19 protein-coding genes are annotated in these 20,540 nt (G+C 70.0%); 10 read left to right on the top strand and 9 right to left on the bottom strand.

The features are described from left to right. Nucleotides 1-191 precede the first annotated feature (191 nt). Together MVA01S_RS20240 and MVA01S_RS20235 are read right to left on the bottom strand one after the other, a co-directional pair. On the bottom strand, nucleotides 192-959 hold the full coding sequence (locus MVA01S_RS20240; protein WP_003931310.1) for a CPBP family intramembrane glutamic endopeptidase: 768 nt from the start codon (nucleotides 957-959) through the stop codon (nucleotides 192-194). 36 nt (nucleotides 960-995) lie between these two features. Next, nucleotides 996-1,808, bottom strand: a complete 813-nt coding sequence (locus MVA01S_RS20235; protein ID WP_003931309.1) for a DUF2470 domain-containing protein — start codon at nucleotides 1,806-1,808, stop codon at nucleotides 996-998. A 115-nt stretch (nucleotides 1,809-1,923) separates the two neighbouring features. On the opposite strand from MVA01S_RS20235, the gene pheA reads away from it, so the two are divergent. Both pheA and MVA01S_RS20225 read left to right on the top strand, forming a co-directional pair. Next, nucleotides 1,924-2,859, top strand: coding sequence for a prephenate dehydratase (gene pheA / locus MVA01S_RS20230; RefSeq protein WP_003931308.1), 936 nt, complete (start codon nucleotides 1,924-1,926; stop codon nucleotides 2,857-2,859). Continuing rightward, nucleotides 2,856-3,548, top strand: a complete 693-nt coding sequence (locus MVA01S_RS20225) for a histidine phosphatase family protein (RefSeq protein ID WP_003931307.1) — start codon at nucleotides 2,856-2,858, stop codon at nucleotides 3,546-3,548. The genes pheA and MVA01S_RS20225 overlap by 4 nt, the downstream gene beginning before the upstream one ends. Here MVA01S_RS20225 and MVA01S_RS31735 read toward each other — a convergent pair. The 3 genes from MVA01S_RS31735 to MVA01S_RS20210 all read right to left on the bottom strand — a co-directional run bounded on the left by MVA01S_RS31735 (nucleotide 3,528) and on the right by MVA01S_RS20210 (nucleotide 5,538). Then, nucleotides 3,528-3,722, bottom strand: a complete 195-nt coding sequence (locus tag MVA01S_RS31735) for a hypothetical protein (protein WP_003931306.1) — start codon at nucleotides 3,720-3,722, stop codon at nucleotides 3,528-3,530. The two genes, MVA01S_RS20225 and MVA01S_RS31735, sit on opposite strands and share 21 nt — an antisense overlap. 63 nt (nucleotides 3,723-3,785) lie before the next feature. Then, nucleotides 3,786-4,139, bottom strand: a complete 354-nt coding sequence (locus MVA01S_RS20215) for a metallopeptidase family protein (protein ID WP_003931305.1) — start codon at nucleotides 4,137-4,139, stop codon at nucleotides 3,786-3,788. Between the two features lie 4 nt (nucleotides 4,140-4,143). Next, the gene (locus tag MVA01S_RS20210; RefSeq protein WP_040541700.1) at nucleotides 4,144-5,538 is read right to left on the bottom strand and encodes a septum formation family protein; all 1,395 of its coding nucleotides are present in this window, start codon (nucleotides 5,536-5,538) and stop codon (nucleotides 4,144-4,146) included. A 93-nt stretch (nucleotides 5,539-5,631) separates the two neighbouring features. Between MVA01S_RS20210 and serS the strand changes: the two genes are divergently transcribed. Then, a complete protein-coding gene (gene serS, locus MVA01S_RS20205) occupies nucleotides 5,632-6,891 on the top strand; it encodes a serine--tRNA ligase (protein WP_003931303.1) in 1,260 nt (419 codons plus the stop codon). On the opposite strand, the gene MVA01S_RS20200 is transcribed toward serS, so the two are convergent. Both MVA01S_RS20200 and MVA01S_RS20195 read right to left on the bottom strand, forming a co-directional pair. Continuing rightward, nucleotides 6,888-7,235: a hypothetical protein gene (locus MVA01S_RS20200; RefSeq protein WP_003931302.1), complete on the bottom strand. Its 348-nt coding sequence runs from the start codon at nucleotides 7,233-7,235 to the stop codon at nucleotides 6,888-6,890. The genes serS and MVA01S_RS20200 overlap by 4 nt on opposite strands. After that, a complete protein-coding gene (locus MVA01S_RS20195) occupies nucleotides 7,232-8,782 on the bottom strand; it encodes an MBL fold metallo-hydrolase (protein WP_003931301.1) in 1,551 nt (516 codons plus the stop codon). Before MVA01S_RS20195 ends, MVA01S_RS20200 begins: the two co-directional genes overlap by 4 nt. Before the next feature lie 272 nt (nucleotides 8,783-9,054). Between MVA01S_RS20195 and MVA01S_RS20190 the strand changes: the two genes are divergently transcribed. From MVA01S_RS20190 to MVA01S_RS20175, 4 genes are all read left to right on the top strand, one after another. After that, on the top strand, nucleotides 9,055-9,840 hold the full coding sequence (locus MVA01S_RS20190) for a lysophospholipid acyltransferase family protein (RefSeq protein WP_003931300.1): 786 nt from the start codon (nucleotides 9,055-9,057) through the stop codon (nucleotides 9,838-9,840). 4 nt (nucleotides 9,841-9,844) lie between these two features. Then, complete coding sequence (locus tag MVA01S_RS20185; protein WP_003931299.1) at nucleotides 9,845-10,591, top strand: lysophospholipid acyltransferase family protein; 747 nt, start codon at nucleotides 9,845-9,847, stop codon at nucleotides 10,589-10,591. Next, nucleotides 10,588-11,400: a Cof-type HAD-IIB family hydrolase gene (locus MVA01S_RS20180; protein ID WP_003931298.1), complete on the top strand. Its 813-nt coding sequence runs from the start codon at nucleotides 10,588-10,590 to the stop codon at nucleotides 11,398-11,400. Before MVA01S_RS20185 ends, MVA01S_RS20180 begins: the two co-directional genes overlap by 4 nt. A 99-nt stretch (nucleotides 11,401-11,499) precedes the next feature. Next, nucleotides 11,500-14,256, top strand: a complete 2,757-nt coding sequence (locus MVA01S_RS20175) for a helix-turn-helix transcriptional regulator (protein WP_060941676.1) — start codon at nucleotides 11,500-11,502, stop codon at nucleotides 14,254-14,256. On the opposite strand, the gene MVA01S_RS20170 is transcribed toward MVA01S_RS20175, so the two are convergent. Then, on the bottom strand, nucleotides 14,253-15,875 hold the full coding sequence (locus MVA01S_RS20170; RefSeq protein ID WP_003931296.1) for an N-acetylmuramoyl-L-alanine amidase: 1,623 nt from the start codon (nucleotides 15,873-15,875) through the stop codon (nucleotides 14,253-14,255). The two genes, MVA01S_RS20175 and MVA01S_RS20170, sit on opposite strands and share 4 nt — an antisense overlap. A gap of 122 nt (nucleotides 15,876-15,997) precedes the next feature. Then, nucleotides 15,998-16,957, bottom strand: coding sequence for an exported repetitive protein Erp (locus tag MVA01S_RS20165; protein WP_040541698.1), 960 nt, complete (start codon nucleotides 16,955-16,957; stop codon nucleotides 15,998-16,000). A 171-nt stretch (nucleotides 16,958-17,128) separates the two neighbouring features. Between MVA01S_RS20165 and glf the strand changes: the two genes are divergently transcribed. The 3 genes from glf to MVA01S_RS20150 form a co-directional block, all read left to right on the top strand. Continuing rightward, entirely contained in the window at nucleotides 17,129-18,373 is a 1,245-nt protein-coding gene (glf, locus tag MVA01S_RS20160; protein WP_051015301.1) for a UDP-galactopyranose mutase, read from the top strand. Then, nucleotides 18,370-20,340: a glycosyltransferase gene (locus MVA01S_RS20155; RefSeq protein WP_003931293.1), complete on the top strand. Its 1,971-nt coding sequence runs from the start codon at nucleotides 18,370-18,372 to the stop codon at nucleotides 20,338-20,340. The genes glf and MVA01S_RS20155 overlap by 4 nt, the downstream gene beginning before the upstream one ends. Beyond that, the coding region (locus MVA01S_RS20150) for an MYXO-CTERM sorting domain-containing protein (protein WP_255251712.1) at nucleotides 20,333-20,540 on the top strand (208 nt) is incomplete at its 3' end. The genes MVA01S_RS20155 and MVA01S_RS20150, both read left to right, overlap by 8 nt.

The raw sequence follows: 20,540 nt of genomic DNA, 5'->3' as shown, positions 1-20,540 counted from the left end.
GGCGGGGTCGGCGGATTGGGCGGCCACACAGGCCGGCGATTCGGGTCGCGCCGCATCACCTGGGAGGGTTCCCGACGGCCGGGGGTTCCGCGCGGGGGCTGCGGCGGCACCGGCCCCGAAAACGGCGGCCGCTTGTCGGTCACGACAAGAATGTACGCGCAGTCAGCGTCGCAGACGGTGAGCCCGCACCGTCAGAGCAGCCACTCGAGGCGTTCGTACAGCAGCGAATAGCCGACGAAGGCGACGGCGTCGATCAACGTGTGGGCGACGATCAGGGGCCACAGCCGACCCGTGCGCTGGTAGAAGTAGCCGAACACCAGGCCCATCGCGAGGTTGCCCAGCCCGGCACCGAAGCCCTGGTAGAGGTGGTACACGCCGCGCAGCAGGCTGGAGATCGCCAGCGCCCACCACGGGTTGACCCGCAGCTGACGCAACCGGGTCAGCAGGTATCCGACGACGATGATCTCCTCGGCCCAGCCGTTGCCGAAGGACAGCAGAAGCAGCAGCGGGATACGCCACCAGGTGTCGTTGAGTCCGGCGGGTTCGACGGCGGCGTTGAGGTCCAGCAGCCGGGCGATCTGGTAGAGCGCCAGGCCGGGGATACCGATCAGCGCGGCCAGCCCGACACCGCCGAGAAGGTCTGAGCGCCAGCGGATCCTGGCCAGGCCGATGCGGGCGGGCCCGTCTCCGCCGCGCCACAGCAGGTACACCGCCAGCGCGCCCCAGGCCAACAGCTGGAAGAGCCGGGCCAGGTTCAGGCCGAGATCGATCAGGTCGAACGGTGAGCGGATCGGATTGAGCGCGACGGTCTGGCCGGCGAGCCCGAGCAGCACGCTCTCGATGAGGCTGAGCAGCGCGGTGTAGCCGCTCAGCGCGAAGGTGACCGCCAGCACCACGCCGATCTCGATGCGCAGCGCGCGGCGCTGCGCATCGGTGGGTTCATCGGCGGTCGCGTTCACCGCAGACACGGTAGCGGCCCGGGCCGCCGACGGGGTTCAGGCGCCGCGGGCACGCAGGCCGTTGAGGAACGGGCAGCCCATCAGCACCCGGATGGCCTGGCTGAGGCCGGTCACGTCGTCGACGGGGCGGGCGAACGGCAGCCGCACGTCGTGGTCGCCCTCGGGGTTCTCCACCCGCAGCTGCACGCCGTAGCGGTCCAGGCCCAGCGGCCGCACCCGGCCCCGGCGCAGGGAGGCGGGCAGTCGGGACGCGAGCCGGGCGACCACGTCGCGGTGCGCGGACTCCATGTGCTGCAACCAGCTGGACTCCATCGCGCAGAACGGGTCCGGCCGGGCGCCGAGCAGTGCGCCGACCGCGACGGACTCGGCACCGGTCGAGTCGGCGACCACGACCGATTCGATCTCCAACCGCATCAGCGCGTAGCGGGGCTCCTCCGGGGTGCTGCCCGTCTGCTCATACTGGCCCGAATTGATCTGCAGCAGTGCAGGATTGGGGTCCTCTGCGGCGATCAGATCCAGCAGCGCGGATACCTCGCCGACCGGGACGTCGCGCAGCCTGCCCTGGATCCACACCAGGGAGCGCACCGGTTCGCGCAGCGGCAGCGGGGCGTAGTCGGTCATCTCCAGCACGGCCTGGATGCCCGCGTTGCCCGCCGAGACCACCGCGGCGGCCAGCAGGCCGTCGACCGGCGCGGCGATCGCGAACGAGCCGTCGTCGAGCAGGTGGTGCACGGGAGTGGCCGTCGGGTCGATGCCTTCGACCGCGAGCATCGCACCACCGCCCCGCGCACACGCGCTGCGGATGCGCTCCGCGGTGGTGGGGGCCGAAGTCGCTGTCGGTGCTGTCATCGCCGCCTCCTCAGACGTTGGTAAGGTGAGGCTAACTTAACTACGGCTTGTTCGGCGGCGCAAGGCCTTCGCGCAGCGGAACGGGATTACCGGACCGAGCGGATAGGGTGGTGCGGTGCCCGGCATCGCATATCTCGGCCCGGAGGGGACGTTCACGGACGCGGCGTTGCGCGCGATCGAAGCCGCCGGCCTGATCCCTTCGGCACTGCCGGACGCCCGGCCCGAACCTGTCACCCGAATCGCCGCCGACAGCACCTCGGCCGCGCTGGCCGCGGTGCGGTCCGGCGACGCGGACTACGCGTGCGTGCCCATCGAGAACTCGATCGACGGGTCGGTCATCCCGACCCTGGACAGCCTGGCCGTCGGCACCCCGCTGCAGATCTACGCCGAACTGACCCTGGACGTGTCGTTCACCATCGCGGTCCGTCCGGGTTCGGTCGCCGCCGATGTGCGCACCGTCGCGGCCTACCCGGTGGCCGCCGCGCAGGTCAAGTACTGGCTCGCCGAGCATCTGCCGAAAGCCGAACTGGTGCCTGCCAATTCGAATGCCGCGGCCGCGCAGGACGTGGCCGCCGGGCGGGCGGACGCCGCGGTGAGCACCGCGCTGGCCACCGAGCGTTACGGGTTGGCGCCGCTGGCCGCCGACGTGGTCGACGAGCCGAACGCGCGCACCCGCTTCGTGCTCGCAGGCCGCCCCGGCCCGACTCCGAAGCGCACGGGCGCCGACCGGACCTCGGTGGTGCTGCAGCTGGCCAATGTCCCGGGTGCGCTGGTCTCGGCGATGACCGAGCTCGCCATGCGCGACATCGACCTGACCAACATCGAGTCCAGGCCGACCCGTACCGAGCTGGGCACCTACAAGTTCTACCTCGACTTCGTCGGGCACATCGACGACGTCTCGGTCGCCGAGGCGCTGCGGGCGTTGCACCGCCGCTGCGCCGACGTGCGGTATCTGGGGTCGTGGCCCACCGGTGATGCGGTCGGTGCGCCGCCGCCGCCGATGGACGAGGCGACGGCGTGGCTGGAGCGCCTGCGGGAGGGCCGCCCGTGAGCGGCCGGCTGGTACTGGTGCGGCACGGCCAGACGCACAGCAACGTGGCGCGCAGGCTCGACACCAGGCCGCCGGGAGCCGAACTGACCGATCTCGGCCGGGAGCAGGCGCGCTCGTTCGCGCGGGGGCTGACCCGTCCGCCGGCGCTGGTCGCGCACTCGATCGCGGTCCGGGCGGTCCAGACGGCAGACCACATCACCGCCGAGGTCGCCACGGCCCGCGACAGGCACGAGTTCGAGGGTCTGCACGAGGTTCAGGTGGGCGACTTGGAGGACCGCACGGACGAGGCCGCCCACGACGAGTTCAACGCCGTCTACCGGCGCTGGCACCAGGGTGAGTTCGATCTCGCGCTGCCCGGCGGCGAGACCGCACGACAGGTGCTCGACCGGTACGTGCCGGTGCTCGAGCAGTTACGGATGCGCTACCTCGACGACACCGCCTGGCACGGCGACATCGTCGTGGTCAGCCACGGCGCGGCGATCAGGCTGGTCTCAGCGGTACTGGCCGGTGTGGACAGCGGCTTCGCGGTCGATCACCACCTGGCCAACACCGAATCGGTGGTGCTGGCCCCGGTCACCGACGGCCGCTGGACCTGCGTGCAGTGGGGCAAGCTGACCCCGCCGTTCGGCCCCGACGCGACGGTCTCGAGCGGCGTCGACCGGGCCGGGTCAACCGACCCGATGGGCTGAGACAGGTACGTCGCACACGCACCCGACGGTCGTGCAGTCCAGCTGGATGTCGTGGAGGCTGTCGGCGACGAAGCAGTCGTCCTCGGTGCATTCGGCACGGCGGAAGGCGTGATGGATGAGCGCCCCGTGGCAGTGCTCCAGCCCCAGACGGCAGGCGCGGCACTGATTGGTCATGTGCCGTTCATAGCACCCGGCGCTGACGTATCCGGGTTGCCGCGCGGCCGTTTCGCGGACGGGTCAGGCCCAGCCGAGCTCGTGCAACCGGTCGTCGTCGATGCCGAAGTGGTGCGCGATCTCGTGGATCACCGTGATGGCCACCTCGTCGACGACCTCCGCCTCGCTGTCGCAGATGTCCAGCAGTGCCTCACGGTAGATCGTGATGGCGTCCGGCAGGGATCCCGCGGCGTACCAGGAGTCCCGCTCGGTCAGCGCGACGCCCTCATAGAGACCGAGCAGATCGGGTTCGTCCTCGTTGCGGTCGGCCACGAGGACCACCACGTTGTCGATCGCCGCGGCCAGTTGCGGCGGGATCAGATCCAGCGCGTCGCCGACCAGCTCCTCGAACCGTTGCGGGCTCATCCGCACGGTCATCGGGCTACACCCCCGGCGGAGGCGGCGCCACGACCGGTGGACCCGGCACCGGCGGCACCGGCGCGGGCGGCAGCGGCTGATCGACCGGCGGTGCGGGCGGCGGCGGCAACTGGTCGACCGGCGGCGCGGGTGCCGGCGGTAACTGGTCGGCCGGCGGTGCGGGCGGCGGGGTGTTGAGGAACGTGTTGCCCTGCCCCTCGGGCGGCGCCGGGGCCGCCGGCGGTCCGTGCTGGCTGTCGTCCTCCGACGACGAGCCTGACGACCCTGACCCACTCGACGAGCCCGACCCACTCGACGAGCCCGACCCACTCGACGAGCCCGACGAGCCCGACGAGCCCGAGGACCCCGACGAGCCGCCGGAGGACGACTCCGGCATCGGGATCGGGGGCAGGCTGAGGCGTTCCTCGGGGATGTCCGGCGGCGGGACCGGCGGCTGGCCGTTGATCATCAGCGGGCCCTTGGCGCTGTTCAACAGCGTCGACCAGCCCCCGTTGCCGAGGGTGGCGCCGATGCTGCACGACACCTGACGGCTGCCCGCGGCCCAGCTGGGCAGCGATACCGTGCTGTAGACCAGCGTCAGCGTGGTGTCACGCAACTTGATCGGCGCCAGGTAGGCGTCGGTCAGCTTGGTGCACTCGTCCTTGATGAAGGTGTCCTGCGCGGGTTCTGCCGGAAGCGCGTCCGGGAACTTCGCGGCGAGGTTGACCGCGCCGGTGACCTCCATGGCGTGCGGTGCCGCGCAGTCGACCGGGATGTCGGTGGGCTGGTTGGTCGTCGGGTCGATGCCCAGACAGGTGCCCGCCGGCCAGACCTTGGACTGGTCGATCTCGGCGACCCGGCCCTGGAACGGCAGCTGCTGGTTGTTCGGGCCGGGCAGTTGCAGGCCGCACAGCATCCGGCGCTCGCCGGACTGCCGCCACGCCTTGTCACCCGACCACAGCATGCTGACGGTGAACCGGGAGTTCGGGTCGAAGCGGGGGCCGAGGTAGCGCTTCACGGCGGCCGAGCACTGCTCCTGGCTGATCTGCTGGATGCGCGCGGCCGACGGGGGCGCGGCGTCGGGGCCGTACTCACTGCCGGGGAAGGTCCGCATGTCCACCGACTCCGCGACCTCGAACCGGTGGTCGGCGGCACAGTCGACGATCTCCGCGGCGTCCGGGGTGCGGTCGGGCCAGTTCAGGCAGTCACCGCTCTTGGCGTGGTCGAAGGTGTCGTTTCCGCGGGGGCCCAGCGAGATCGAGTTCGCGGTCAGCCCACCGGACGGATCGGTCTGGGGCAGGGCGGTGATCACACCGGCGATCAGGAGGCCGCCGAGAGCGGTCAACAGCAGCGCGCGCCGGGTCGACGCGGCCTGCAGGCTCCTCCACCAGGGTCCGGGTGTGTCTGACATCCGCTCCATTGTGACAGGCGTGTCAGGTGCTGTGACAAGTGATGCAGTTGTAACGTTATGTGGTTGTGCCAGTGGGTCGGCGGACCCCGTAGGGTTGCGCCTGTGATCGACCTGAAGGTGCTGCGAGAGAACCCGGACGCCGTACGCGCTTCACAGCTGGCCAGGGGCGAGGATCCCGGTCTCGTCGACGCGCTCGCCGAGGCCGACGTCGCGAGGCGGGCCGCGATCTCGGCGGCCGACAACCTGCGCGCCGAGCAGAAGGCGGCCAGCAGACTCGTCGGGAAGGCGTCCCCGGAGGAACGTCCCGCGCTGCTGGCCGCGGCCAAGGAACTCGCCGAGAAGGTCAAGGCCGTCGAAGCGGCACAGTCGGAGGCCGAGCAGGCCTACACCGCCGCCCACATGGCGATCTCGAACGTCATCATCGACGGGGTGCCGTCCGGCGGCGAGGACGACTTCGTCGTGCTGGACACCGTCGGCGAACCGCCGGCCCTCACGGACCCGAAGGACCACCTCGAGCTCGGCGAAGCGCTCGGGCTGATCGACATGGAACGTGGAGCCAAGGTGTCGGGCTCGCGGTTCTACTTCCTGACCGGGTTCGGGGCGCTGCTGCAGCTGGGTCTGTTCCAGCTCGCGGTGCGCACCGCCACCGAGAACGGGTTCACCCTGATGGTGCCGCCGGTGCTGGTGCGCCCCGAGATCATGGCCGGCACCGGCTTCCTCGGCGCCCACGCCGACGAGGTCTACCGGGTGGAGGCCGACGACCTGTACCTGGTCGGCACGTCGGAGGTGCCGCTGGCCGGCTACCACTCGGGCGAGATCCTCGACCTGTCGGGCGGGCCGCTGCGCTACGCCGGTTGGTCGTCGTGTTTCCGCAGGGAGGCCGGCAGTTACGGCAAGGACACCCGCGGCATCATCCGGGTGCACCAGTTCGACAAGGTCGAAGGCTTCGTCTACTGCCGTCCCGAGGACGCCGAGGCCGAACACCAGCGGCTGCTCGGCTGGCAGCGGCAGATGCTCGGCCTGATCGAGGTGCCCTACCGGGTGATCGACATCGCCGCGGGCGATCTGGGTTCCTCGGCGGCGCGCAAGTACGACTGCGAGGCGTGGGTGCCCACCCAGAACACCTACCGCGAGCTCACCTCGACGTCGAACTGCACGACGTTCCAGGCCAGGCGGCTGTCCGTGCGCTACCGCGACGAGAACGGCAAGCCGCAGACCGCGGCGACGCTCAACGGCACGCTGGCCACCACCCGCTGGCTGGTCGCCATCCTGGAGAACCACCAGCAGTCCGACGGCAGCGTGCGCATCCCCGAAGCGCTGGTGCCCTACCTCGGCACCGACGTGCTGAGGCCGAAAAACTAACGGCCGTCCAGGAGTTCGTCGAGCACCTCGATGAACTCGTCGGGGCGTGCCGGCGTGCACGCCGGGTCCAGTCTGGTGTGGTCGACGTCGAAGGTCACCAGCGTGGAGCGCCGTAACCGGTCCAGGTCCAGCGGCAGCCAGCGCCGGAAATCCGAGGTGCCCCACAGCCGGAACCGGTGGGTGAACGCCCCGAGCGGCTCGGCGCGGTATCCGCGGATGTCGCGCAGCGGGATGATCTTCGATGTGCCCGACGGAAAGTGGTAGCGGCGCAACGTGAGCGCCTCGCGATCCAGTTGTATGCGGCCGTCGTCGTAGAACCGGGCGGAGCGGTCGGTGGCGGTCACAGCTTCGCCGACCGCAGTTCGTGGCCCTTGGTGGTCAGGCACCGGCCGTTGGCCAGATTCCACTGCCAGCCGTGCAGGTTGCATGTCAGGGTTTCGCCCTCGACGACGCCGAACTTCGACAGATCCGCCTTCAGGTGCGGGCAGCGTCGCTGAATCTCCCAGCCGTCCAACGTGATCGAGGAGCTGTCGTCGTGTGCCTCGGCGAACCAGCCGTCGGCGTAGGCGATCCGTTCGTCGGTGAGGCACTTGAAGAACGTGTAGAGGTACTCGTTGTATCCGCCGACCCGCCACGCGGTGAACCGGGTGGACAGGAAGATGGTGTTGACCCAGTCGGGCTCGTTGTCGCGCAGCACCGTGCGCACCAGCTCGGGGGCGATCCCGAAGCCGTAACGGAACTTCTCGTCGGGAATTGCTTCCCGCACTGCGCGTTTGGGGAAGTCGATGACGACAACTTCTGGGCCCAGACGCAGTTCGACCGGATAGCCGATCCCGTCGCAGATCTGGTCGGACTGCAGCATGATCGGTTCGAACAGCGCGCGCAGCGGCTCGAGTAGGGGTTCCCCCTCCGCCGGCGCCCACGCGGCCTTCTCGGCGGCCAGCACCGGCGCCATCCGCTCCGCATAGTCGGCGATGTACTGGGCCTTACCGGTGGTGAAGATCGACAGCACGTCGTCCTCGGGAATCGGGTGGGTCAGCGAATCCAGTTGTGAGCCGGTGAAATCGGCGGTCGATCCGGGGATCATCAGCAGGCCGCCGTCGTGTCCGTGGCTGCGCATCTGGTCCAGGAAGACCACCTGGTCGGGGAAGATGTTGGCCGGATCCCCGTGGTCGTCGTTGAGGTCGCGCAGTTCGGGATCCAGGAAGCACGGCGGCCCGGCCGACGGGATCACCCATGTCGCGCCGACCTGCGCGATGTACTGGCGGCACCGGTCCATCTGGCGCTGACGCTTCTGGGTGCCGAACGCCTCTTTGGCGCGTGCGGGCATGTCGTAGACCATCGGGTACCAGATCGCCCCCGAGTACTGCAGCATGTGCACGTCGATCTGGCCGAAGTCGGCGTGCAGCATGTCGAGATCGACCGGGCGGGCGTCGTTCATGTTGAACGCGACGGTCTGCCCGTCGTCGACGACGAGACCGGAGTCACCGATCGGGCCGTCGGCGGGGGCGCGCAGGGCGATGATCATCACATCGAGATCGCCCTTGGGTCCGCTGACGCGGTGCTTGACCGAGTCGGTGGTTTCGAAGAACCGGTGGAAGCCCAGGTTCTCCAGCTCACGGCGCAGGTCGGGCACCGGAAAATCCGGCAGCAGCACGACGGCGTCCTTGTTCACGTGCTCGCGCAGGTTCTTCGGGTCGAAGTGGTCCTTGTGCAGGTGCGACACGTAGAGGTAGTCGACGTCGCCGAGGGCGTCCCAGTCCAGCTCGCTGTTGTCGGGGAACGGGAACCACGACGCGAAGTACGCGGGGTTCACCCACGGATCGCACAGGATGCTCCCGGCGTTGGTGTCGATACGGAAGCCGGCGTGCCCGACGCTCGTGACCTGCACAGATACCCCTTCTGCGCCCGGAACGGGCGCTTGTCGTCCACCACGAAGCTTAGCGGGGGCCGAGGGGCTCGTCGTTCCCGCGAGCCCGGTGGTGGGCGATGTTCCGGGTCGGGGGCGACCCCGTGCGCATCGGGCAGCGCCCCCGACTGTCCCCGGTCGCCCCGCGGCGATGCCGGCAACGACGGCGGGCGCCTGCTGCGCTCCGGCGGAGGCACTCGCGATCCCGATGTCCTTCTGTGTCGCGGGTTCCCCAGCGCACTACGCTGTCGGCTGTGGAACCGGTATACGGCACTGTCATCCAGCTCGCGCGCCTCGCCTGGCGGGTCCAGGGGCTGAAATTCACCGTGACCGGCGTCGAGAACCTCCCCAGGACCGGGGGCGCGGTGATCGCGATCAACCACACCGGCTACCTCGACTTCACCTTCGCGGGGCTGCCGACCTACCAGCAGCACCTGGGGCGCAAGGTGCGGTTCATGGCGAAGAAGGAAGTCTTCGACCACAAGGTGACCGGCCCGATCATGCGCAGCCTGCGCCACATCGAGGTGGACCGCGACAACGGCGCCGCGTCGTTCGAGGAGGCCTGCCGCAAGCTACGCGAAGGCGAGTTCGTCGGCGTCTACCCCGAGGCGACCATCAGCCGAAGCTTCGAGATCAAGGCTTTCAAGTCGGGTGCCGCGCGGATGGCGATCGCGGCCGGGGTGCCGATCGTGCCGCACATCGTGTGGGGCGCCCAGCGGATCTGGACCAAGGGCCAGCCGAAGAACCTGTGGCGCCCGAAAGTGCCGATCTCCATTGCGGTCGGCAAGCCCATCGAGCCCACCCTGCCTGCCGCGGAGCTGACCACGGTGCTGCATTCGCGGATGCAGCACATGCTCGAGCAGGTGCAGGACGCCTACGGTCCGCATCCGGCGGGCGAGTTCTGGGTGCCGCACCGTCTCGGCGGCGCGGCGCCGACTCTGGCCGAGGCCAACCGGATGGACGCCGAGGAAGCCGCCGCCAAGGCCGCCAAGCGCGGGACGCCCGGACTGGACACCGGACCCGCCGAGGCGCCGGGGTAGCCCGATGGAACCGGTCTTCCGCGCGCTGGAGCTGACGGCCCAGGTGGCGGTCAGGGCTACCGGCACGCAGATCACCTTCCGCGGGGTCGAGCATCTGCCGGCCATCGGTGGCGCCGTGGTGGCCATCAACCACACCGGGTACCTGGACTGGCTCCCGGCCGCGCTGGCGGCCACCCGACGCCGGCGCCGGATGCGCTTCATGATCAAGGCCGAGATGCAGGATGTCAGGTTCATCGCGTACCTGATCCGGCACACGAAGACCATCCCGGTGGACCGTCGCGCGGGTGCGGACGCCTACGCCGCAGCCGTGCAGGCGTTGCGCGGCGGCGAGATCGTCGGCGTGTACCCCGAGGCCACCATCAGCCGCAGTTTCGAGCTCAAGGAGTTCAAGTCGGGTGCGGTGCGCATGGCGCGGGAGGCTCGGGTGCCGATCGTGCCGCTGATCGTCTGGGGCGCCCACCGGCTGTGGACCAAGGATCATCCGAGAGCGTTGGGGCGCAACAAGATCCCGGTCACCGTCACCGTCGGTTCGACGATCGGGCCCGAGGGTGAGGCCGTCGAACTGAACCAGGAGCTGAGGTCGCGGATGACCGTTCTGCTGCACGACGCGCAGGACGGCTACCCGCGCCCCCGCGGCGCGTTCTGGGTGCCCCACCGCCTGGGTGGCGGGGCGCCGACGCCAGAGCAAGCCCGACGTGTGGAGGAGAACGAATTGGCCGAGCGTGCGCGTAGACGGAGCGAGAACCGGTGAAGCCCTTACTGATCGCCACCGACGTGGACGGCACGCTGATCGACAACGACGAGAACCTGAGCCCGCGGACCCGCTCGGTGGTGCGCGCCGTGGTGGACGCCGGCGCGCAGTTCGTGCTCGCCACGGGGCGGCCGCCGCGATGGGTGCAACCGATCGTGGACCAGCTGGGTTTCGCGCCGATGGCCGTGTGCGCCAACGGTGCGGTGATCTACGACCCGGCCACCGACCGCATCATCTCGGCGCGAACGCTGTCCACCGATGCGCTTCGCCAGCTCGCCGAGATCGCCACCCGGGTCATCCCGGGGTCCGGGCTGGCGGTGGAACGGGTGGGCAACAGCGCCCACGACGCCGCCACCCCGCAGTTCGTCAGCTCGCCCGGCTACGAGCACGCCTGGCTGAACCCGGACAACACCGAGGTGTCGGTGGAGGATCTGCTGAGCGCCCCGGCGGTCAAGCTGTTGATCCGCAAGGCCGGGGCGCGCAGCGCCGACATGGCGGCCGCGCTGGCCCCGCACATCGGGGTCCAGGGTGACATCACCTACTCCACCAACAACGGGCTCATCGAGATCGTGCCGCTGGGCATCAGCAAGGCCACCGGCATCGCGGAGCTGGCGCGTCCCCTCGGCGTCGAAGCCGCCGACGTGGTCACCTTCGGTGACATGCCCAACGACGTGCCCATGCTCGGGTGGGCCGGGCTCGGGGTCGCGATGGGAAATGCGCACCCCGACGCGGTCGCGGCCGCCGATGAGGTGACCGCCACCAACGCCGAGGACGGTGTTGCGCAGGTGCTCGAACGGTGGTGGCTGTAGAGCCGCAGCCGCCGGGAACGTGCAGGAAAAGATCGCTGGGCCGCCTGCCTTCCCGTTTGCTCCTGGCATGATGTCGGGTGTGGGGGGTGGGTACGGACCGTGGCGCCGGCATTGACGTCGGCGACGTCGGCGACGGCGACCGCGGTCGACGGGTTCCTCGCGAGGGCCCGTCAGCAGCCGGCCGGCCTGCTGATCGAGGGCGAGGCGGGCATCGGCAAGACGACGTTGCTGGCCGGCGTGGCCGACCGCGCCACCCGGGCCGGCTTCACGGTGCTGACCTCCCACACCGCCGCGGGCGAGACCGGATTGGCCCACGCAGCGACCGCGGATCTGCTCGGTGCGGTCGATCCGGACCTCGTCGCGGCATTGCCCGACATCCAGCGCCTGGCTGCCGACCGTGTCCTGCAGCGCGCCCCCGGCGCCGGCCGACCCACCGACGAAAGAGTCACCGCCGCAGCGCTACTGGCCGTCATACAGGCCTTGTGCGCGCAGACCCCGGTGTTGATCGCGGTCGACGACGTGCAGTGGCTCGACACGTCGAGCCGCATGGTCCTCGCCTTCGTGGCGCGCCGGCTGAAGGGACCCGTCGGTGTCGTCGTGACCGAGCGGACCGGTCCGTCGACCGGCGAGCGGGCCGCGTCCTGGTTGCAGGTCGGCACCGGCGGGCTGACCCGGGTGCAGGTCGACCCGATGAGCCTTGGCGCGTTGCACAGCATGCTCGCCGCACGGACCGGCCGCAGGTTCTCCCGCCCGGCGATCGTGCGGATCGCCGAGATGTCCGGGGGCAATCCGCTTTACGCGCTCGAACTGGCGCGGGCGACCGACGGCGACCCGTCCCGGCCCGGGGTGCGGCTCCCGTCCACCCTGGCCGAGCTGGTCCGGCTACGGGTCGGTGGACTCGACGACGACGTGCGCGACGTGCTGCTGGCGGCCGCCTCAGTGCCGCTGCCGACAGTGGATGGCGTCGCAGCCACTGTCGGGCTGACCGCCGAACAGGCGACCCGCCACCTGGAGGCCGCCGAAGTCGAGGGCGTCGTGGTCATCGAGGGCAACCGGGTCCGGTTCACCCACCCGCTGCTGGCCGGCGGAATCTACGACAGCGCACCGCCGGCGCGGCGGCGTGAGTTCCACCGCAGGCTGGCCGGGCTCAACACCCAGCCCGAACTGCGCGCGCGACACCTGGCCATGTCGGCCACCGTCGCCGACCACGCCACGCTGGCGGCGCTGGACGCGGCCGCCGATTCGGCCCGCAGCCGCGGGGCGCCCGCCGCCGCTGCCGAATTCATGGAATCGGCCATCCGGCTCGGCGGCGGCATGGTGTCACGGCGGATCCGCGCGGCCGAACACCACTACGCCGCAGGTGACATGACCCGGGCGGCCATCCTCATCGACAGCGTGCTCGATGAGTTGACGCCCGGTGTGCTGCGGGCGCTCGCCCTCAATCTGCGTGCCGGCGTGCTGATCTTCGACGACGACTACGCCGGGGCGGTCACCCTGCTGGAGCAGGCCTGCGTGAACGTCGTCGGCCACGATGCCGTGCACGTGTCGTCGCTGTTGATGCTGGCGTTTGCCCAGGGGATGACCGGCGCGTTCGCCGACCAGCGCGCCGCGGTCGCCCGGTCCGTCGAGATCGCCGAGCGGACAGGGGTGCCGTCGTTGATCAGCCAGGCATTGGCGATGTCGGTGTGGGTGAACTGTCAGGCCGGGCGCGGGGTCGACGAGGATGCCCTGCGCCGGGCGATCGAGCTGGAGCCGGTCGATGAGGACGTGCCGATTCCGTACCGCGCCAGCGCGGTCCGTGCGATCACGCTCGTCGTCGCCGGTCGACTGGAGGATGCCGAGCAGCAGTTCTCCGACATCGCCGAGCGCTGCCTGCAACGGGGCGCCGAGCACGACGTGCGGGCGGTGACCGGGTTGCTCGCCCAGGTGGCGATCTGGCGCGGCCGCTACGACGAGGCCGACCGGCACGCCACCGAACTGCTGGAGCGGGCCAGGCAGGCGGGCGGTGCGGTGGTCATCGCGACGGGCGTGTCGGCCGCGGTCGCCGCGTACCGGGGCCGGGACCTGCAGGCGCGGGAACTGGCCCACCGCGCACTCGAACTCGGTGCCGGCCAGGGGCCACCCACCAGGTGGGCACGTGCGGCGCTGGCGCTTCTGGACGTGGCTTGCGGCGAGCACGCCCGCGCGGTCGAGGCCCTGCAGCCGCTGTTGTCCTTGCATCGGCCGGCCTTCGGGATGGAACTGATGTGGTGCTGGTTCGTTCCCGACGCGGTGGAGGCGCTGATCGGGCTGGGCCGGCACGGCGAGGCCGAACCGATCATCGAGGCGTTCGAGAGCAACGGGGCCCGGTTGGGCCGGGCGTGGCAGCTGGCTGTCGGAAACCGTTGCCGGGCCTTGTATTCAGCCGCGAACGGGGACCTCGAAGGGGCGCTGGCGGCGGTCGAGCGGGCGCTGGCCCAGCACGACCGGCTGGCCATGCCGTTCGAGCAGGCCCGCACCCGGCTGGTGATGGGTGACATCCAGCGCAGACTGCGCCGCCGCGACGCCGCCGCCCGGACCGTGCGCGCGGCACTGGCGCAGTTCGAGCAGCTCGGGTCGCCGCTGTGGGCCGACCGGGCACGAAAGGAGCTGGCGCGCATCAATGTCGCCGACCGCTCCGGTGGCGCCGCGCTGACCGATTCCGAGCAGCGGATCGCCGAGCTCGTCGCGTCCGGGATGGCCAACAAAGAGGTCGCCGAGGCGCTGTACGTCAGCGTCAAGACGGTGGAGACCAACCTCACCCGGGTGTACCGGAAGCTGGGCATTCGCTCGCGGTCCCAGCTGAGCGCGCGGCTCGGTGCGCCGCCCGAGGGCTAGGCCGGGTTGATCGGCGGGGTGAACCGTTCCAGTTGGACGGGCTCCGAATCTGCGGTGGTAGGCGGTAATTCGACCGGAACACCGTCGATCACGCGGGTGACGGTGCCTTTCTCCCGGTCGAAGTTCAGCGTGCCGTGCTGGAAGTTCTGCACGATCCACAGCGGTTCCGGGATCTCGGCACTGGTCGGCAGGCCCAGCGCGCCCCGTTCGAATCCCAGTGAGCCCCAGGCCTTGTAGAGCTCGCCGGTGACCGGCTCGGCACCGCTGTCCGGGGACCAGTACATCGCGCCCCGCTCGAACGTCACATAGCGGGTCGCGCCCTCTCCGGAGGCTTCGGGGGAGGTGGGCCTGCCGAGGAAGCTGTCCACGCCGCCCAGCGACTCCCACTTCGCGAAGATCGCTCCGCCGCGCAGGGTCTCGGCGAGCTGCTCAGGCCCCGGTGGGTCGTTGAACCGGGCGGCGATGTCGCGGATCTGGCCCATCAGCGCGTAGGCGGCGTTGCCGGGACACTCGGTGTTACCGACGTCGCGGTGGGTGAAGATCGTCGGCAGCGTCGGTGACGCGCCGAACGGGAACGTGGTGAACGAGCCGCCCTCGGACGGCAGCACAACGGTGCCGAGCGGGTCGACTCCGGACTGGCCCAGTACCCAGCCCAGAAGCCGTGCGGTGTGGCGCAATTGGATCGGGGTCGGCGGGACGGTGTCGAAGTTGCCGAGCATGGCCACACCCCAGGTGTTGTGGTTGAAGCCACCGGTGTGGGCCCCTTCGACGGGGCGGGTCATTCCGCCTGCGCGACCCTCGAAGACCTGGCCGTACTTGTCGACCATCGCGTTGTAGGCGATGTCGCACCAGCCCAGCGTCCGGGTGTGGTACTCGTAGATCGATCTGACGATGCCGGCCGAGTCGTGCGGCGTGTATTCGTTGCTGCCCGCGGTGTGGTGCACGACGCCGGCGCGGATTCTGGTGTCGTAGCGCGGTTCGCCGCACCGCATACCCTCGTCGGCGCCCCACTCCGCACGGTTGATGATGCGTGGCGGCTGACCGGCGGGCGTGGCCGCGTTCGGCATCGGCACCAGATCCGGCGGCGCCTCCGGCGGGCTGATGAGCACCGCGGTGATGTTCTGCGGCAGTGGTTGCTCGACGTTGGCGGGGATGTAGCCGAGTTCGGGGCCGTCGGGTTCGGCGGCGGGCGCGGCGGCGCCGGTGGTCGGCGCGTCCGCGGGGCGGCGCACCGCGATCTGGACGGCGGTGGTGCGCCCGACGAAGACCGGGTCGGTTCCGTGCACCGGGCTGGGTTCGTCGGCGCCGACGCCTTCGAGGGGTTCGGCCTCGTACCACGGGCCCCACGAGCCGTCGTCCTTCTTGGCGCGCACCCGCGCCGACGTTCCGGTGAGGTCCTGTGAGGTCAGCGCGACCATCGAGAACGGGGTGTCCTGGTGCAGTTCGCGGATCGTCTCGCCGCCCCCGAGATCGGTCAGCGGCTGCTGAGCCATCTGCGGTGCGGGCATCGCCGGGGCGTCGTCACTGTCGGGGATCCCTGAGATCGCCCACGGCAACAGCAACACTGTCGCCGCGAGCGCGGAGACCAGTATCGAAGGTGCGGGACGCCGATACAGCACGGACTGATGTTACGTATGCGCCGCATGTTGCACGTGTTACGACACGCGCACGCAACGGCACCGCAGAGCGTGTCGCGCTTCTGCGGTGCCGTTCCGTGGCAGGACTGTGCGGTGGGCGGGTGCTACGCGCCCGGTTCGATCGCGGCCTCGGCGGCCCCGAGAGGTGCCGCGGCGGCCTCTGCGGCGTCCGCGCCGGCCTGGGCGACCGGTGCGGCAGGCGGGGCGACCGGCGGCTTGACCGCCGACATGATGGCCGGCATCAGCACGCCCTTGAGCAGGTCGATCGCCTCGCCGGCACCCAGCGAGTTGGCCGCGCTGGTCAGGTCGCCGAGCAGGCCACCGCTGGTCGAGGCCACCGGCTGGGTCACCGCCAGCGACGGGTCACCCAGGATCGGATAGGTGCCGAGCGCCGGATCCAGACCGATCGGCGCCGAGATCGGCACCTCGCCGGTGGCGGGCAGGCCTGAGGTGGAGATGGGCAGTGCGCCCAGCGCCGGATCGGTCAGCGCCGGCGGCGTCGACAGGCCCGGCGTGGTCAGTCCCAGGCCTGGGTCGGTCAACGACGGCGTGGTCAGCCCGGGCGAGGCCAGCGCGGGATCGGTCAGACCGGGTGCGGTCAGGCCCGGCGTGGTCAGACCCGGCGTGGTCAGACCTGGGGTGGTCAGACCGGCGGGGCTGGTCAGCGAGGGATCGGTCAGGGCCGGGTTGGCCAGGCCGGGGTCGGTCAGCGACGGAGCGGTGAGCCCCGGGCTGATCAGTCCCGGCGAAGCCAGGCCGGGCACGCCCAGGCCCGGGGACAGCGTGGCCACAGGTGAGGCCCCGGTTCCGGTGAGCAGGCTCGTCGGCATCGGCGGGAGGTTGATGCCGAACTGGGACAGGCCCTGGGAGAGCGCGGAAATCAACTCGCCCGGCAGGTCGGCGATGGACGCGGCCTGGACGAACTCGCGGTGTTCGGGCGCGCCGTCGCGCCCGGCTTGGGTGGACAATTCGGTAACGGCAACAACTGCAACTGGACTCGCGACGGCCAGAGCGGCGACTGTGCTCAAGGCTGTCGAGAGCCGGCGGCGACGTCGGTTCGGCACGGAAGTCTCCTCAAATACGGATAAAGCTCGAATACGTACTGGCGTACGCGGTCGATGTTACTGACGTGACTGGTGTGTCTAGAGTGACGAGATTGAATCGTGAGCGAATTGCGACCTGCGCAGCTCGGTCGTTTCGGGTCCGACAGCGCCCGTCGGATACCCTTGCTGCCGATGATCTCTCCTGATCCCCGGGCCGCAGTGCGCCCGCAGGCCGACGGTTACGACCTGTTTGTCGTCGGTTCCGGCTTCTTTGGTCTCACCGTCGCCGAACGGGCGGCGACTCAGTTGGGCAAGCGTGTCCTCGTGATCGAACGCCGGTCACACCTCGGCGGCAACGCCTACTCCGAGGCCGAGCCCGAGACCGGCATCGAGGTGCACAAGTACGGCGCGCACCTGTTCCACACCAGTAACAAGCGGGTGTGGGACTACGTGCGGCAGTTCACCGAGTTCACCGGCTACCAACACCGGGTGTTCGCGCTGCACAACGGGCAGGCCTACCAGTTCCCGATGGGACTCGGCCTGGTCAGCCAGTTCTTCGGGCGGTACTTCTCCCCGGACGAGGCCAGGGCGCTGATCGCCGAGCAGGCCAGCGAGATCGACACCGCAGATGCGCAGAACCTCGAAGAGAAGGCCATCTCGCTGATCGGGCGCCCGCTGTACGAGGCGTTCGTCAAGCACTACACCGCCAAGCAGTGGCAGACCGATCCCAAGCAGCTGCCTGCGAGCAACATCACCCGGCTCCCGGTGCGCTACACATTCGACAACCGCTACTTCAACGACACCTACGAGGGCCTGCCCGTCGACGGTTACACCAGGTGGCTGGAGAACATGGCCGCCGACGACCGCATCGAGGTGCGGCTGGACACCGACTGGTTCGACGTCCGCGATGAACTCCGCGCTGCGTCCCCGGACGCCCCGGTGGTCTACACGGGCCCGCTGGACAGGTACTTCGACTACTCCGAGGGCCGGCTCGGCTGGCGCACCCTGGACTTCGAACTCGAGGTGCTCACCGACTGCGGCGACTACCAGGGCACACCGGTGATGAACTACAACGATCCCGACGTGCCGTTCACCCGCATCCACGAGTTCCGGCACTTCCACCCGGAGCGGTCCTACCCGACGGACAAGACCGTGATCATGCGGGAGTACTCGCGGTTCGCCGAAAACGACGACGAGCCCTACTATCCGATCAACACCGAGGCCGACCGCACGGTGCTCGCCGCCTACCGGGCCCGGGCCAAGGCGGAGACGGCGTCGTCGAAGGTTCTGTTCGGCGGACGCCTCGGCACCTACCAATACCTGGATATGCACATGGCGATCGCCAGCGCGCTGAACATCTACGACAACGTCCTCGCGCCCCACCTGCGCGACGGCGTGCCGCTGGGCGATCCCGAGACAGAAAGCAGTGGAGCATGACTGAGACCCCGTCGGGTGCGCTCGAGTCCGAGCAGTCACGCGCGGTCAGCCCGCTGGCCCGGGTGATCCTGCCGCGGCCGGGCGAACCGCTTGACGTCCGCAAACTCTATATAGAGGAATCCGAGACCAACGCCAGGCGCGCGCACGCCCCGACCCGCACCACGCTGGAGATCGGCGCGGAGTCCGAGGTGTCGTTCGCCACGTATTTCAACGCGTTCCCGGCCAGCTACTGGCGGCGCTGGTCGGTGCTGGAGTCGGTGGTGCTGCGGGTGGAGCTGACCGGCAGCGCCCGCGTCGACGTCTACCGGTCCAAGGCGACCGGCGCCCGGATCACCGTCGGGGGCGCCCCGGTGGTCGGCCCCGAGGACGGCCCGCCCGCCGTGGTGGAGTTCGAGATCGAGCTCACCCCGTTCGAAGACGGTGGCTGGATCTGGTTCGACATCACCACCAACGCCAAGTCCACGCTGCACCACGCGGGCTGGTACGCGCCGATCCCCGCACCGGGGCGGGCCAACGTCGCGGTCGGGATCCCGACGTTCAACCGGCCCTCGGACTGCGTCAACGCGCTGGCCGCGCTGACGTCCGATCCGAAGGTCGACGAGGTGATCGGCGCGGTCATCGTGACCGACCAGGGCACCAGCAAGGCCAAGGACCACCCGGGCTTCGAGGCTGCCGCCGCCGCGCTCGGCAACCGGCTGTCCTTGCACAACCAGCCCAACCTGGGTGGCTCCGGCGGCTACAGCCGGGTGATGTACGAGGCGCTGAAGAACACCGACTGTGAGCAGATCCTGTTCATGGACGACGACATCCGCATCGAACCGGACTCGATCCTGCGGGCGCTGGCGATGAGCCGCTTCGCGAAGGTCCCGACCCTGGTGGGCGGGCAGATGCTCAACCTGCAGGAGCCGAGCCACCTGCACGTCATGGGCGAGATGGTCGACTCCGCGAACTTCATGTGGACCAACGCGATCAACACCGAGTACGACCACAACTTCGCCAAGTACCCGCTGGCCGACGAGGACCAGGAGCGCAGCCGGATGCTGCACCGGCGCGTCGACGTCGACTACAACGGCTGGTGGATGTGCATGATCCCGCGGCAGGTGGCCGAGGAGCTGGGCCAGCCGCTGCCGCTGTTCATCAAGTGGGACGACGCGGACTACGGCCTGCGCGCCGGTGAGCACGGCTACCCGACCGTGACCCTTCCCGGTGCCGCGATCTGGCACATGGCCTGGAGCGACAAGGACGACGCGATCGACTGGCAGGCCTACTTCCACCTGCGCAACCGGCTGGTGGTGGCGGCCCTGCACTGGGACGGCAACATCCGCGGGCTGATCGCCAGCCACCTGAAGGCGACGCTGAAACACCTTCTCTGTCTCGAGTATTCGACGGTGGCGATCCAGAACAAGGCGATGGACGACTTCCTCGCCGGGCCCGAGCACATCTTCTCGATCCTGGAGTCGGCGCTGCCCGAGGTGCGCAGGATGCGTCAGGACTATCCCGACGCGGTGGTGCTGCCGAGCGCGACTGCGCTGCCTGCGCCGTCGGACAAGAAGTGGCGCAGGAAGGTCGAGATCCCCACCAACCCGGTGTCGATCTCCCTGCGGCTGGGCCGGGGCATCGCCCATCAGCTCAGGCCGCACGACCCCGAGCACCATCGCCGGCCGCAGGTCAACGTCGCGACCCAGGACGCCCGCTGGTTCTCGCTGTGCAGGGTCGACGGTGTCACCGTGACCACCGCCGACGGCCGCGGCGTGGTCTACCGGCAGCGGGACCGGGAAAAGATGTTCGACCTGCTGCGGGAATCGCTGAAGCGGCAGGCGCTGCTGGCCCGCAAGTTCAACCGGCTGCGCAAGACCTACCGGGCCGCCCTCCCGACGCTGACCAGCACGCAGAGGTGGGAGGACGTGCTGCTTCCGGCGGGACAGCGCAGCGACCGGGAGGTCAGCAACGGATCCGGTGATGCCTGACGCTCCGCGCGGCGAAGACGCCGTGCTGGTGGCCGTTCAGCGCGCGCTGGCAGAGCGGCCCGGCGTGCTGCCGGTGGCCCGCGGCATGTCGCACTTCGGCGAGCACAGCCTCGGCTGGCTCGCCCTCGCGGGACTCGGCGCACTGCTGTGGCCACGGCGCCGCCGCGACTACCTCGCCGCGGGCGCCGGGGCGTTCCTCG

Source organism: Mycolicibacterium vaccae NBRC 14118 = CIP 105934, from assembly GCF_001552715.1.
GTDB lineage: Bacteria > Actinomycetota > Actinomycetes > Mycobacteriales > Mycobacteriaceae > Mycobacterium > Mycobacterium vaccae.
This window is presented reverse-complemented; position numbering and strand designations above follow the sequence as displayed.